The sequence below is a fragment of the Bifidobacterium panos genome (genome assembly GCF_012932445.1).
Lineage (GTDB): Bacteria > Actinomycetota > Actinomycetes > Actinomycetales > Bifidobacteriaceae > Bifidobacterium > Bifidobacterium panos.
Genome location: NZ_JAAIIJ010000001.1, coordinates 1 through 15,416, shown reverse-complemented (window position 1 = coordinate 15,416; position 15,416 = coordinate 1). Strand labels below are relative to the sequence as shown.

Here is a 15,416-nt window from a genome sequence, read left to right as displayed (position 1 = left end):
TCTGCATTCGCCACATTCAGCGTTGCGGATGGATGAACTCCCACCCCTGAGCAATGACTTCAGTGTAAATATCGTCTGGATACAACCGCCCCAGCTCTTCGCTCAGGCATTCCTCCGGCGTGCGAGCAGGCGCGCTGACGGCCTGCGGCGACTGCCCAGGCACACTGATCACGCAAACGCCGGCATCGGTGGAAGGTCGTTCCAAGCTCAGCACGCCGTCGTCGCGGGTCAGATACACGCCGGTGAGGGCTTTGGCATCCGGGTCGTCTTCGATGGTCACCGGCGCGTTGAGACGAAGCCGCAGCCAGGCGGCCAGCAGATTCAACGGCAGATAGTCCTTCGGCCCGGCCAATCGCACGCCGGTGACCGGCAGATGCGGAGGCTGATCGAGCATCGAAGCGAGCATCGCGCGCCACACCGTCAGCCTTGTCCAAGACAAATCCACGTTCTTCGAGGAGCGGTTGCGACGCAGGTCGTTCATCGTGCGAATCGGGTTCGACGAGTTTATCGCGTCGGTGATGCGATTGTGAGCCATCGCGCCCAGCAGATCCTCGGACGGATTGGCTGGTGCCTCGTTCGGCCACCAGGCCACCACGGGTGCGTCGGGAACCAACAGCGGGATCACGAGGGTGTCCGGATGGTGGACCAGCCCGCCGCGCGGGCGCAGCACGATGATTTCCCCCGCGCCGGCGTCGCTGCCGAAGCGAATCTCGCCGTCGAGGAAGGTGACATGCGTCGTGCCGTCCCGCTCCTCGTCCGCCGTGTTGCGGCTGCTCGGCGCGATCGCAATCACTCGGCAGGGATGCTCGCGGCTGGCATTGTTGGCGACTTCGAGGTCATGCTCAAGCGAAGCCTCATTGGTGGAGACGAGCAGCGTGAGCACGCGCCCCAAGGCGGCTTCGCCACGTTCCTCGTGCAGTTCGTCGATCTTCGCCGAGATCTCGCGGGTCTCGGTATTGCGCATGGTGATGATCATGGCATCCTCCAACGGTGTGAGTCGCGGGCGAGCATTTCGACGGCCTCCTGCGGCCCCCATGTGCCGGAACGATATGGCTGCGGCTGGCCGAGCGTCGACCAGAACTCCTCAATCGGGTCAAGGATGTTCCACGACAGGTTGACTTCCTCGGTGGTGGGGAACAGGGGCGGGTCTCCCAAGAGCACGTCGAGAATCAGACGCTCATAGGCTTCGGGGGAGGCTTCGGTGAACGAGCGTCCGTAGCCGAAGTCCATCGACACGTCGCGCACTTCCATCGAGGTGCCTCCCGGCACTTTCGCGCCGAAACGCATCGTGACGCCCTCGTCCGGCTGCACGCGAATCACGATGGCGTTCTTGCCCAACTCCTTGGTGGCCGTCGACTCGAACGGCAGGTGGGGCGCGGGTTTGAACACCACGGCGATTTCCGTGACCCGCTTGCCCAAACGCTTGCCGGTGCGCAGATAGAACGGCACGCCGGCCCATCGTCGCGTGTCCACATCCAGCCGGATGGCCGCATAGGTTTCGGTGGTCGAAGCCGGGTCGATGCCCTTCTCGTCCAAATATCCGACGACTTCGTGCGAGCCCTGCCAGCCCGCGGCGTATTGGCCGCGCGCGGTATGCGCCGCCAAATCCTTCGGCAGTCGGATGGCCGAGAGCACCTTGGTCTTCTCGGCTGTCAAGTCGGAAGCGGAGAAGGAAACCGGTTCCTCCATGGCCGTCAGGGCCATGAGCTGGAGCAGGTGGTTCTGGATCACGTCTCGCGCCGCGCCGATGCCGTCGTAATAGCCCGCGCGCCCCGCCACGCCGATGTCCTCGGCCATGGTGATCTGCACATGGTCGACGTAGTTGGCGTTCCATATCGGCTCATACATCGAGTTGGCGAAGCGCAGCGCCAGAATGTTTTGCACGGTTTCCTTGCCGAGATAGTGGTCGATGCGGAACACACTTGACGGGTCGAACACTTCGGAAACCACGCGGTCGAGCTCCTTGGCGCTGGCCAGATTGTGGCCAAAGGGCTTCTCGATGATAACCCGTCGCCAAGCGCCCTCGTTGGACCGCGCCAGGCCGCAGTCCGCCAGCTGGCGGGAGACCTGGGGGAATGCGCGCGGCGGCACGGACATATAGAACGCGTGGTTGCCTCGCGTGCCGCGGCTGCGGTCGAGTTCGGCCACGGTGTCGGAAAGGCGCTCAAAGGCCTTCGGGTCGTCGAAGGTGCCTTGCACAAAACGAATGCCGTCAGCGAGTTGCCGCCAAGTCGCTTCCCTGAACGGCGTGCGGCAGCGCGCCTGGACGTTCTCTTTGACGAAATCCTTGAACTGTTCCTCGTTCCAGTCGCGCCGCGCGAATCCGGTCAGGCCGAAGCTCGGCGGCAGCAAGCCGCGATTCGCCAGGTCGTAGATGGCGGGAAGCAGTTTTTTGCGCGACAGATCGCCGGTCACGCCGAAAATCACGATGCTGCAGGGGCCGGCGATGCGCGGCAGTCGCAAATCGCGTGGGTCCCTCAACGGATTCAACCATGAATCCGAAGCGTTGGTCACTGATATATCAGATCCGTTCATGCGTTCATACTAGCGCCCCACGCCACCCGATGTCAGAATAATCCACATAGTGCAACGCAATCGCCCCGCCCAACCCGCAGATATCGAAAGCTATGCGCAAATGGCATTAAGAAGCCGTGGAGTAGTCGCGCAGCCGCGCCGAATCCAACAGCCGCGCCGAATCCAGCAACCGCGCCATCCGCCATTCACAAGCATCCCGCCATATACAGCGGCAATCGAACCCGCGCGCCCTCATCTTCCAGCTCTTTCGGGTGGAGAATGTATTCGGTGCCAATGCGCTTGCCGTAGGTTGCGCGGAATTTGTTCAACGAAGCAGTCCCATATCGCTTGGTGGATTTGACTTCCACGGGGCTGATGCGGCTGCGCCCGGCGGCGTCGGAATATGGCCTCGCGAGCAGAAAATCAATCTCCATGCTGTTCTTGCGCGTGTCCGGATCGTACTTTGAATAGAAGAACAGTCTGTGCCCTTGCGCTTTGAATTGCTGCGCGACGACGTTTTCGGTCAGCATCCCCTCGTTGATCTGAAGCTTGTCAAACAGAATGTCGCGGTATATCTCGTTTGAGGTTTCCTCATTATCGGCAAAGGCGTGAGTGACCAGCAGGCCCGTATCCGACATATAGCATTTGAACGCCGCCTGCTCCAGGTTGAGCCCCAGCCCGATGTTGGGGTCGGTGGAATTGTTGCACATGTTGGTCATGCGCGCGTCGGACAGCCAAAAGAACGCCTCGTCGTAATCGCGATATCGCGCATTGGGGGAGATGGATGTGAGGGTGAATTTCTTTTCATGCTTCGACAGTTGCGAGGGGATGCGCTCGAAGATCGCCGTGACCTTGGCTTCCTGATTCGAGGCGTATTTGGCGATATCGTTGCGATATAGCTTCAGAATCTGGCGCTTGACCTCATCCGCCGCATGGAAATCCTCGTTCCTGACATAGGCGTCAACTGCCTGGGGCATACCGCCGACCAGCATATACTCGCGGAACAGGCGTGCCGCCTTGCGATGCAGCGCCTGTGGCATGGGCTTGAGTGTGTCAAATGAATCGTGGATCATATCCGCAAGAGGCTTCTCGTTTTTCGCCCAGAGGAATTCGTCGAAGTCCAGTGGCTCCAGATTCATGGATTGCTCTTCGGAGGGGATGAGGATGTCCTGGACGTTTTTCTTGATGGAGATGAGCGAGCCGGTCTCCAGATAGTCGAATCGCCCATCGGCCACAAGATGCTTGATGGTTTCGCGCGCCGTGGGGAACATCTGCACTTCATCGAAGATGATGAGCGTGTCGCGCGGCTTCGGCTGCAGCTGGTAATAGGCGAGCAGGTAATTGAGAAACGACGGGATGTCATGCCGCTGGCTGAGGAACAGCTCCTTGATCTCTTCCGGCACCTGAGAGAAATCGATAAGAAGATGCTGGGAGTATTCATTCCTGCCGAATTCCCGCGCCAACGTGCTTTTGCCCACGCGGCGCGCTCCCTCGATGAGCATTGCGGTGGTGCCGTTGCGTTCGCGCTTCCATGTGAGCAGCTTTTCGTAGGCTTTTCTGTGGAATGTCATGTGCGTCCCATTCGTTGCGTTTCACGATTCTGCAGGTATGAACACCCACTATTTTACACGATTCTGCAGGTAACGAAGGGTGCGTTTTTACACGATTCTGCAGGTATGAGCACCCACTATTTTTCACGATTCTGCGGGTAACGGAAGATGCGCCATGCAAAAATCCGCGCGGAAATGCCGCGAGTGTCGTGAATGCGGATATGCATCTCGATTGTTTAGACGGATGAGCTTCCCCGATTTTTCTCTGCTATAACAAAAGTGTTTAAGCGCTTAAACAGATAATAAGGAGAACGCTGCTGATTATGGATCATGCCGTTACGCCTTTTTGCGAAGAGGTAAGAAAGCTGGAGGAGGAATTTAAGAATTGCCAGAAGCTGCTCACGGCAGTCGGAGACGAGAACAGGCAGCATCTGCTCTGCGTAATGCTGAACTGCCCGATTGAAGGTGCCCGTGTAACGCAGATTGCTGAAATGACGCATCTTTCCCGTCCGGCGGTGTCTCATCACATGCAGATTTTAAAGGCTGCCGGACTGGTGAAGTCGCGCAAAGAGGGCACCTATGTCTATTACTATCTCGACCCGGATGATAATCAGGTTACGTTACTTGCATCGCTTGTGGAACGGATGGCGAAGGTTATGGCGCAGCTTCCCGACAGAAGATAACAATATGAATGGAGCGATGAGATGAATATAGCGGTTATAACGGGAGCGTCATCGGGGCTCGGCGTGAAGTTCCTCGATGCGGTCATAACAAGATATCCGAATCTTGATGAATATTGGATCATAGCCAGACGCAAGAACAGGCTTGAATCGTTGGCAAAGAAATATGCGCCCAAAAAGATCGTCCCGATTCAGGCCGATCTTTCGGATGAAAAGGCATATGCGGAAATTGCGGAAAAATTAAAGTCGGAAAATCCGACAGTCAAAGTTCTCGTCAATAACGCAGGCTACGAGAGGTCGGGGGCATTTTCTTCCATGCGGGAAAACGACATCCTGAACATGATTTCCGTCAATATCAAGGGAGTGACGATGATGCAAAGAATATGCCTGCCATATATGCGGGCGGGCAGCTTCAGCGTTATCACCTGCTCCGTCTCCGCATTTGCGCCGGTTCCCAATCAAACGGTGTACGCCGCGTCAAAGAAGTATGTCTATTATTTCGGAAAAGCGCTGCGGGAAGAATTGGCTACGCAGAAGATTAACGTGCTGCTTCTCTGCCCGGGGAATATGGACACGGAAATGAATCCGAGGGGGCATGGCTTGCAGAGCCAGAAGATAAACGGACTGCCGTTCCTTAACATGGAAAGGCTGGCGGTGAAAGCGCTGGAACTTGCGGAAAAAGGAAAGGGTGTTTATACGCCCAGCTGGTTTTACAAGGGGTATCGAGTAGGTGCAAAAGTGGTTCCTTCGGCGTGGATGCTAAAGATAGCGGGAAAGTTTTATTAAGGATATGCAGCTCGTAAATCTCGATTCTGGGCCATTTTTATGTACCTATTCGTTGTGTTTCACGATTCTGCGGGCAAGGAAGATTCCTCGGCTACGGCTGCGCCTTCGTTCGGAATGACAGTGGACGAGATTTGTTATTTCGACGGAGATGCCCGTCCTTTGTCATTTCGACGGAGCGACGCGAGTGGGCGTTATTCTTCGTGCGAGTTGTCGTAGGCGGCGCGAATCGCGGGCGGCAGGCCGTCTGGAATCAGCGACTTGACGCGTTCCTCGTTGCCGTCGGCGATGGCTTGCTCGTAGTACCAGCGCTTGAATGTGAGCATGTCGAGCGCGCGGTTCATATCGCGCATCTCCTCCTCCACGCGCTCGCGCGTCTGTTCGATGAGTTCCTTGCGCTGCGGGTAGGTGGTGGGGCCTTGCGCGCACCATTCCATAAATTGCTTGATGTCTTTGATCTCGAGGCCGGAACGCTTAAGGCACTCGATGAGCTTGAGCGCTTCAAGCTCGCTCTCGCCAAACCTGCGGATGCCCGAGACGCGCTCCAGTCGAGGGAACAGCCCCTGCTTGTCGTAGTAGCGAAGAGTCGATACGGGGATTGAGAACATCTCCGCAACTTGGCCGATCGTGTACATCCGTCGCTCCCCTCATTTCCATCCCGCGCGGCGCCAGGCTCGCCTTCGCGATAATTCAAGCAGATAGTCCTTGACCTAAAGTTAGGTTTAGGTTTTATCATATCTCTCAGCGTAACAGCAACCACCCCGAAAGGAAACCCATGTACCTCGAGAAGATCGATTCCCCGGCAGACGTGCGCGCAATCCCCGCAAGCGAGCTGGGCGCCCTGGCGGACGAGATTCGCGGCGCGCTTATCGACAAGCTTTCCGTCCACGGAGGCCACGTCGGCCCCAACCTCGGCATGGTCGAGACCACCATCGCCCTGCACCGCGTGTTCGATTCTCCTTCCGACAAACTCGTCTTCGACGTTTCGCACCAAACCTACGTGCACAAGATGCTCACCGGCCGCGCTTTCGCCTTCACCGACCCGGCGCGCTACGATGAGGTCTCGGGTTACAGCGAGCCCGGCGAGTCCGTGCACGACCACTTCGTCATCGGCCACACCTCAACCTCGGTGAGCCTGGCCTGTGGCCTTGCCAAGGGGCGCGACCTTGTGGGCGACACCTACAACGTGGTGGCCGTCATCGGCGACGGCTCGCTTTCCGGCGGCGAGGCGTTCGAAGGCCTGGACTGGGCGGCCGAACTGGGCACCAATCTCATCATCATCGTGAACGACAACGAGATGTCCATCGCCGAGAACCACGGCGGCCTCTACGCGAGCCTGGCCGAGCTGCGCGCCACGAACGGAGAGAGCCCCAACAACTACTTCCGCGCGCTCGGGCTCGACTACCGCTACATTGAGGACGGCAACGACGAGCAGACCGTGGAGGCCGCGCTTAGCAAAGTGCGCGGCATCGACCACCCCGTCGTGGTGCACATCCACACCGAGAAGGGCCACGGATACGCGCCCGCCGTCCAGAACAAGGAGCGCTTCCACTGGGATGGGTGGTTTGACAAGGCCACGGGAGAGAGCTTGCTGCCGACCGACGGCGAGCCCGACTACAGCGAGCTCACCTACCAGGTGCTTTCCGCTCGCATGGAGGCCGACCCGCGCATCGTGGCCATCTCGAGCGCCACGCCCATCATCATGGGCTTCACGCCCGCCAGGCGTGCGGCGGCGGGCAAGCAGTTCGTTGACGTCGGCATTGCCGAGGAGCACGCCGTGGCGCTCGCAAGCGGCATCGCCGCGGCTGGAGGCACGCCCGTCTACGGCTTCTACGGCACCTTCATCCAGCGCGGTTTCGACCAGCTCATGCAGGATCTGTGCGTAAACGGCAACCCGGCCGTGCTGCTGAGCTTCGCCGACTCCGCGCGCAACATGAACGACGTGACGCACCTCGGCATATTCGACATCCCCGAGTTCAACGCCATTCCCGGCCTTACCTACTTGGCGCCCACCTGCAAGCAGGAGTACCTCGCCATGCTGGAGTGGGCCATCGACTATCGCGAGGGGCCCGTGGCCATCCGCGTGCCGGGCGCAGGCGTCGTGAGCCGCGAAGGCGTGGCGCTTGGTAAAGCGGGTGCTGCGGCGACTGAAGGCGCAGGGCCGGCTTGGCCGCTGACGCCTGAGATTGTGAGCCGTGGCGCGGATGTTGCGATTCTCGGCCTGGGGTGCGCCTTCCCCATCGCGCAGGAGGCGGCCGCCGCACTCGAAGCCGAAGGAGTGGGCGTAACCTTGGTGAATCCGCGCGTGGCCAGCGGCTTGGACGAAACCTTCGTAGAAGAGCTGGCCGGCTCTCACAAGGCCATCGTCACCGTGGAGGACGGCCAGCTTGAGGGCGGCTTTGGAGAGAAGGTCGCAAGGCAGGCAGGCCCATACGGCATCCGTGTGCGCTGCCTGGGCATCCCGCGCGGCTACTACGACCGCTACGACCCCGCCGAGCTCATGGCCAGCTGCAGCCTCACGCCCGAAGGCGTCGCCGCAGCCGCCAAGGAACTGCTGGCATAGGGCAACATGCAACCATTTCGGGTTGCGGTGTCTGTTTTCGCCGTTCTCAGCGTGCATATCGCCGCTTGTGTGCATATCGCCATTTTGTTTTCAGTGTGCGTTCCGCTGTTCCGTTTTGGTTTGCGTGTTGCTTGACTGATTCCGGTGTTTGGCGGCGGATGTTGCCGTGTTCGATACCCTCCGGGCCGGTAGGCCAAGTCTTACATCGAACACAACAACATCCGCCTAAGTCGATCTGGGCGTAACCGGTCCGGGCCGTGTTCGCCGCGGCACGCCTACTCCCACAAGGCCCCACCCGAAACTTAAGCACCACGTTTGGTTCCTATAGGCCCAAAAACCAAAATGCATCAACTGCTGCAATCACTGTAGCCGCTCTGTACGCAGGATATGATATCCCTAACTTTGATTGCGATGGCTGCTTGCGGGCACCATCTAAGGGAACTCCGATACGTCGGGTTCCCTTTTTTCTTGCCATCTGCATTTTGGGGGTTGGCTCCTATAAGTTCCTATAGGCCCAGAAACCCAATGGCATCGTGTTTGTCGCGAATCGCTGGGTATAATGACTTATACAACCCCCGCCGTTTCGCCGGTGGGCTTGGCGTCCGATCCATTTCCGGGCGCCATTTCTTTTTTCAGAGCCGCCGTGCGACGCCGTTTGATGGTAGTAGTCCGTCCCGTGTCTTCTGTAGATCTACGCCGACGGTGCAAAGTCGTTTCCTGCGTGTTTGAGTCGCAGTGTGCGTTGCTAGCGTTCTGGGTTTGTCTTGAGTCGCAGTGCCGTCGTCTTTGCTCTCAGTGTGCATATTGCCATTTCGTTCTCGGTGTGCGTTTCGTCGTTCCGTTCAGTTTTCGTGTTGTTTGGCTGATTCCGGTGTCTGCGGCGGATGTTGCCGTGTTCGACACCCTCCGGGCCGGTAGGCCAAGTCTTACGTCTCACACGTCAACATCCGCCTAAGTCATTTTGGCCGTAGCCGGTTTGTTTCGTCCTCGGCCCCCGCTGGCGGGGGCTGGCCGAGCGTATGCGAGGTCTGAGGGTGGTTCCACCGGGCACGTGTCTGGTTTGACCACCCTCAGTCGCGCAGACGCGCGACAGCTCCCGGCGTTTTGTGCGACGCTCGCGACGCTACCGCTGCTCGCTGCTGCGAAGAGCCCACAGGGCTCTTCGCCCAGCGGGAGCCCTAGGCCGGGTTCCTTGTCATTTCGAGCGGAGGCGTAGCCGGAGTCGAGAAATCTCGCCCCGCAGGGGCGGTGTGCGTGTCGTCGGTGTGCATGCTGGCTCGGGGGAACGATTTCCCCCTTGTATTTTTCGTGAGTCTTGCATTTTCCGTGGCGCGGTCTTGTTCTTTAGTTCCTGTTTTTCCGGGGGATTTTGTGGGGTTTCGGATGGCTGGTCTGGCGGCGGCTGGGACGCGATTTCGGGGGCAAGTTTTGTCCTGGGGGGGTAGCTTTTGGCGCTATTGGTGACCCCGTTCTTCCGGGACGGTCGCATGGTTTTCGGCCGGCCGGTGTGCGCGGGTTTCCTCCTCCCCTTTCGGGAAGGCGCTTTTGCGCGCGCGGTTCGCGCGCAAAACGCCGTCTGTTGGGGGAGGGATTGGTAAAAGAAGGAATAGGAGTTTCTTATGATGAGACATTTGTCTCAGGATGGCTTGAAACGCCGGGGCGTGGTGCAACGTGTGTTGCTCATGCTGGTGGCCGTGGCCATGGTGGTGCCGCTGACACTGGTGGCCGGCCAGGCCGCGTCCGCCGACACGGTGACGCTGGACAGCGAGCTGATCTGCGAGCTGAATGCGGATGGCACGGCGAAGATCACGAAGTACAACCCGACCAGCGCGACGGGCAAGGACATCAAGATCCCCGCGACCATCAATCGTGATGGCAAGGACTACACGATTACGGAGATTGGCGACAGTGTGTTTGCCGGCCAGCAGTTGACCGCGGTCTCGTTCGCCGCCGACAGCAAGATCACCAAGATCGGCAACAGCGCGTTCCAGACGAATGGATTCACGTCGATCAGCCTGCCGAACACGCTGGAAACCATCGGTACCAGTGTGTTCCAGTCTTGCGGGCAGTTGGCGTCGGTTGATTTGTCGAATACGCAGGTCACCGTGATCCCCGACGGTACGTTCAGTGGTTGTTCGAAGTTGACGTCGACGGTGTTGAACGACCAGACGACCAGCATCGGTGCGAACGCGTTCTACAATGCCCCGATCGCCAAGTTGGAGATTCCCTCGACGATCCAGAGCATCGGCGGCAACGCGTTCTTGGGCAACTCTGGTCCTCGTCGTGTGGTGATTAAACATGTGCCTGATTCGACTATCGTGGCGGGCTCTTTGACCGTGCAGGCTGGTGTTGTGGTGTGGGAGAACACGAGTGTTACCGCGGTTGACAACTCGTGTTTCTGGTTCGACCAGAACACCGGCGTGATTCTCGGTCTGAAGGAAGCCAATCATGATAATTGCGCCCATCCGGAGTATCACAAGGCGAACGCGAGCCTGGTGATCCCCGCCCAGATCGGCGGCAAGGACGTGACGGCCATCGGCCCGGGCGTGTTCTGCGATAAGAACAGGAACAATATCGTTTCGTTGTCGTTCGAGCAGGGCAGCAGGGTCACCAGCATTGGCGAGAGCGCGTTCTACTCTTGTTTGCGCTTGGCGTCGTTGTCGTTGCCTGACTCGTTGAAATCCATCGATACCAGCGCGTTTTTCACCACCCCCTCTCTTTCGGAAGTGTTGATTCCCGCGTCGGTGACGACGATCGGCGAGAACGCGTTCCGTAACTCTTCGTTGCTGAAGGTGACGTTCGCCAAGGGCTCTGCGATCAGCGACATCGGGGAGCAGGCATTCAGCGTCTGTCAGTCGTTGGCGGAGATTGATATCTCCAGCAAGGAGAAGGATAGTGTTTCTGGTGCTCCGTGGGGTGCGCAGTATGCTTCGGTGAAGTGGGCGAATGGGACGGATGATCCGCAGGTTGTGTCGGTCACTGGTGAGGATGGTTCCGTGTGGGAGTACAACACGGTGTCCAAGACATTGGTGTCCTATGAGGGTGCGAACGGTACCGGTTCGGAGGATTTGAAGGTTCCTTCGAAGGTGACGTGGACGGACTCGGCCGGCGTAAAACAGGAAGCTTCCCCGACCAGTATAGGCGGTTCTGCGGTGAGCTCGAAGGGCTCGTTCAAGTCGGTGACGATTCCGAGCAACATCACCACGATCGAATCTTCCTTCCAGGATACTCAGATTAAGAGTCTGATCCTTGAGGAGGGTATCGAGTCAATCGGCTACAGAGCGTTCCAGAATTGTGGTTTGACGGAGGTCACCCTGCCGCAGTCCCTGACCAATATTGGTACCCAGTCGTTTGTGAGTAACGATTTGACCGAGCTGACGATTCCGCGGAAGGTGACGAGCCTAGCTTCCGACGCGTTCACCGGTAATAAGAATCTGACGATGATAACTGTTGATCAGTGTCGTTTGTCTGCGATGGGTGGTTATCCGTTGGTTGACGAAGAGATGGCGTCTAATCAGCCGTGGTCGGGTGATGCTGATGTGGCGACTCGTATTGCTGTGTTGTATAAGGATGATGCGCAGCCGTTGATTGTGCCTGATACGGAGGCGAATCGTGCCATAAAGTCGCAGTTGGATGATGCGAAGTTGGATACTGATATGTCTCATGCCGTTGCGGTGGATCCTGCTACGAATACGGTGAGTGTGAAGGTGATTTCGAGGATGAACCTGAAGGGTTCCTCGGTCAAGCTCGATAGCCTGACGGTTGATGGCGTGGCAACGACGGACACTCAGAAGGATTCTCAGTCTTGGCTTAGTGGTTCGAAGACGGGTATCACCAAGAACGGTACGGTGGTGACGTTTGTGTCGTCGTTCACGGACGCTGATGACGGCAACAAGGTGAAGACGGTTACGCAGACGGTGACGGTGGATGCGTTCCATACGGTCAAGTATGACGCGAACGCTCCGGAGGGCCATGCGGTGACGGGTTCGGCTCCGACGGATTCGACGAGTTATGTCGAGGGCTATCAGGTCACGACGAAGGACTCGAACAACATGAAGGTGTTGGTCAATGGCGCGGAGGCGTATGACTTCCTGGGCTGGAGCACGAAGCCGGATGCGACCGAACCGGATTACGAGGCCGGCGACAAGATGGAGATGCCCGCTGAGGATACGACCTTGTATGCGGTGTGGAAGTTGAAGCCGATTTCGTTCACGTTGGACGCGAACGGCGGTATGTTCGACGAGACGGAGACCAAGACGACGCTGAGCCTGAAGGGTGATGCCGGTTCGAGCCTGAACTCGGCGGATGGTTATGCGGAGCCGACGCGTGAGGGTTACGTGTTCAAGGGTTGGAACACGAATCCGAAGGCGACCGAGCCTTCGACGGTTCTGCCGATCGCTGCGGACACGACGTATTACGCGGTGTGGGCCGAGGATCCGAACATCACGGTCACGTTCGACGCGAACGGCGGCCAGTTGACGGGCGACGCGACGAGCACCGGCACGTATGGTTCCGCGCTGACGGCCCCGACCGTGTCGCGTGCGGGTTACGAGTTCAAGGGTTGGAACACCAGCGCCGATGGTAAGGGCACCGCGTTCCAGGATAAGTATCCGGCGAAGTCGGTGACGTACAAGGCCGTGTGGAATCCTGTCCAGACCACGGTGGCGTTCTCCGCGGGCGAGGGCGATAACAAGCACGGCGAGCTGACCGCTACCACGCCGAGCTCGTTGTTGGTGACGACCGAGAAGGCCCTGAGCACGGATTCGAACTATCCCGTGGAGAATGGTCCGATGGTGACGCCGGATGCCGGTTGGAGGTTCCTGTACTGGCAGTCCAGTGTGACCGATGCGGATAAGAACGAGACGTTGGGTCCGGTGTATCAGCCTTCGCAGATCGCTGATTTGAAGGCTCAGGCTGGTTTGAAGTTCACTGCGGTGTACGAGCAGCTGCCTGAGGTGTCGGTGGTGTATAACTTCAACGGCGGCCATGACGCCGATAACAACACGTCCGTGACGTTGAAGGGCGTGGATGGCACCGAGTACACCGACGAGGCCAAGGCCAAGGTTCCGGATACGTCGAAGCTGACCCGTACGGGTTACACGTTCAAGGAGTGGAGTCCGGCTGTTACGGGTAAGTATGCGTCGGTGACGTATACGGCCCAGTGGACGGCGAACACCAATAACGTGAATTTCGTGGTGTCCGACGAGGATAAGCACGGCAGTCTGACGGGCAACACCGAGTATCGGGTGCTGACCGGTGAGAAGGTCGGCGGCAAGCCGACGGTGACGGCTGATGGCGGGTATCGTTTTGTTGGCTGGGTGTCCAGCGAGAACCAGAAGGTGTATTCGCAGGACAGCGTGGACGCGTATGTGGTGTCGGGTGCGAACCCGAAGGTGACGTTTACGGCGAAGTTTGTGCCGGAGTCGAGTGTGGAGGTGCATTACAACTACGCCGGCGGCTACAACAAGAACAATGATTCGTCCCTGGTGCTGAACGGCTTGGAGGGCGCGGAGTATTCCGACGCGGACAAGACCGCCGCGGCGGAGGAGCCGACGCGTACGGGTTACACGTTCAAGCAGTGGGACAAGGCCCTGTCGACGACGTACCAGTCGGTGACGTACACGGCCGAGTGGACGGTGAATCCGAATACGGTGACGTTCCTGCCGGGTGACAACGGCACGCTGGACGGCACCACGCAGTACACGGTGAATTCGGGCGAGAAGGTCACGGGCGAGCCGACCGCGAACGCGACGGCCGGCTGGACGTTCGTTGGCTGGAAGTCCAGCGAGGACGGCCTGCTGTACGGCAAGGACGGCGTGAAGGGCAAGTACGTCGTCTCCGGTCTGAACCCGGAGGTCACGTTCACCGCCCGGTACGAGCCGAACAACGGCGCGAAGGCCGTGTTCAACGCGAACGGCGGCCTGATCGACCAGAAGGACTCCAGTGTGACCCGTGAGGGCAAGCAGGGCGAGACCTATGCCAAGCCTTCGAACCCGACGCGTGAGGGTTACACGTTCGTCAAGTGGCAGGACGCGGACGGCAACGAGCCGTCCGGCACGTACGCCTCGGATGGCACGACGGTGTATGTGGCTCAGTGGGAGGCTGATTCGTATGGTGTGTCGTTCAAACAGGGCGATCACGGCGCGCTGACCGGTACCACGGACTATCAGGTTGCCACGGACGCGAAGCTGGGCGATGCCGGTGTTGTGGCTCCGAAGGTTGAGTCGGAGGCCGGTTGGTCTCTGGTTGGCTGGCAGTCCGAGGAGTATGGCCTGGTCACCAGCGACCAGCTGGCCAGTCTGGTGATGCCCGCCAAGGGCGTGGAGTTTACGGCGCAGTATGCGCAGAACGCGACGGCCACGGTGACGTTCAGCTTCGACGGCGGCACGGACGCGGCTGGTAATGCGTGGACGATGCTGTCGGGTCCGCTGGGCACGAAGTATGATGTTCCCGCGAATCCGACGAAGGACGGGTACACGTTCAAGCAGTGGGACAAGCAGGTGACGGGTACGTTCGACGAGGCGTCGCTGCAGGTGACCGCCCAGTGGACCGCGAACGAGAACACCCTGACGTTCAATAAGGGTGATCACGGCACGCTGACGGGCACCACCGGCTACACGGTGGCCACGGACGCGAGCCTGAAGGACGCGAAGGTCACTGCCCCGGAGGTTGCTTGCGAGGCTGGCTGGTCGTTCGTCGGCTGGCTGTCCGACGAGTTTGGTCTGGTCACCAGCGACGAGCTGGCCAGCCTGACCATGCCCGGCAAGAACGTGACCCTCACGGCGCAGTATGTGCAGAATGCGACCGGTGTGGTGGTGTTCGCCTACAACGGCGGCACGGACAAGGACGGCAACGCGTCCAATATCCAGTCCGGCGCGCTGGGCACCGCGTACACCGCGCCCGCCGACCCGACCCGCACGGGTTACACGTTCACCGGCTGGGACCGCGACGCGAGCGGCACGTTCAAGCAGTCGATGCTGCAGGTGAACGCCACGTGGAAGGCGAACACGTACAAGATCACGTACAAGCTCGACGGCGGCACGGATCCGAAGAACCCGGCCTCGTACACGTATGGTGTGGGTGCGACCCTGAAGAACCCGACCAGGGACGGTTACACGTTCGCCGGCTGGGCCGATGCGAAGGGCAATCTGGTCAGTGGCATCAGTGCTTCTGATACTGGTGACAAGACGTTGACGGCGAAGTGGACGAAGAACGCGAGTACGGACGGGTTGAATCCGGACGGTGGTACGATCCCGTCGGATTGGACGGGTTCGGATGGCCAGTTGCCGATTCCGACTCGTGACGGTTATAAGTTCGATGGCTGGT

At 59.2% G+C, this 15,416-nt stretch carries 8 protein-coding genes; 4 read left to right on the top strand and 4 right to left on the bottom strand.

Annotated elements, in window-relative coordinates; genetic code table 11:
• Positions 1-16: 16 nt before the first annotated feature.
• From G1C94_RS00040 to G1C94_RS00030, 3 genes are all read right to left on the bottom strand, one after another.
• Positions 17-976, bottom strand: a complete 960-nt coding sequence (locus tag G1C94_RS00040) for a glucose-6-phosphate dehydrogenase assembly protein OpcA (protein WP_172143548.1) — start codon at positions 974-976, stop codon at positions 17-19.
• The gene (gene zwf, locus G1C94_RS00035; protein WP_172143547.1) at positions 973-2,535 is read right to left on the bottom strand and encodes a glucose-6-phosphate dehydrogenase; all 1,563 of its coding nucleotides are present in this window, start codon (positions 2,533-2,535) and stop codon (positions 973-975) included. The genes G1C94_RS00040 and zwf overlap by 4 nt, the downstream gene beginning before the upstream one ends.
• A 185-nt stretch (positions 2,536-2,720) precedes the next feature.
• Positions 2,721-4,085 carry an ATP-binding protein gene (locus tag G1C94_RS00030; protein ID WP_172143546.1) on the bottom strand — a complete coding sequence of 455 codons (1,365 nt, stop codon included), beginning with the start codon at positions 4,083-4,085 and terminating at the stop codon, positions 2,721-2,723.
• Between the two features lie 302 nt (positions 4,086-4,387).
• Here G1C94_RS00030 and G1C94_RS00025 point away from each other — a divergent pair, with 302 nt between their 5' ends.
• Both G1C94_RS00025 and G1C94_RS00020 read left to right on the top strand, forming a co-directional pair.
• On the top strand, positions 4,388-4,747 hold the full coding sequence (locus G1C94_RS00025) for an ArsR/SmtB family transcription factor (RefSeq protein WP_172143545.1): 360 nt from the start codon (positions 4,388-4,390) through the stop codon (positions 4,745-4,747).
• Between the two features lie 21 nt (positions 4,748-4,768).
• Complete coding sequence (locus G1C94_RS00020; RefSeq protein WP_172143544.1) at positions 4,769-5,530, top strand: SDR family NAD(P)-dependent oxidoreductase; 762 nt, start codon at positions 4,769-4,771, stop codon at positions 5,528-5,530.
• A gap of 191 nt (positions 5,531-5,721) precedes the next feature.
• Here G1C94_RS00020 and G1C94_RS00015 read toward each other — a convergent pair whose 3' ends face one another.
• Positions 5,722-6,162 (bottom strand): MerR family transcriptional regulator, encoded by a 441-nt coding sequence (locus G1C94_RS00015; protein WP_172143543.1) that lies wholly within the window; start codon positions 6,160-6,162, stop codon positions 5,722-5,724.
• Between the two features lie 140 nt (positions 6,163-6,302).
• On the opposite strand from G1C94_RS00015, the gene G1C94_RS00010 reads away from it, so the two are divergent.
• Complete coding sequence (locus G1C94_RS00010; protein WP_172143542.1) at positions 6,303-8,090, top strand: 1-deoxy-D-xylulose-5-phosphate synthase; 1,788 nt, start codon at positions 6,303-6,305, stop codon at positions 8,088-8,090.
• 1,619 nt (positions 8,091-9,709) lie between these two features.
• The coding region (locus tag G1C94_RS00005; protein WP_172143540.1) for a leucine-rich repeat protein at positions 9,710-15,416 on the top strand (5,707 nt) is incomplete at its 3' end.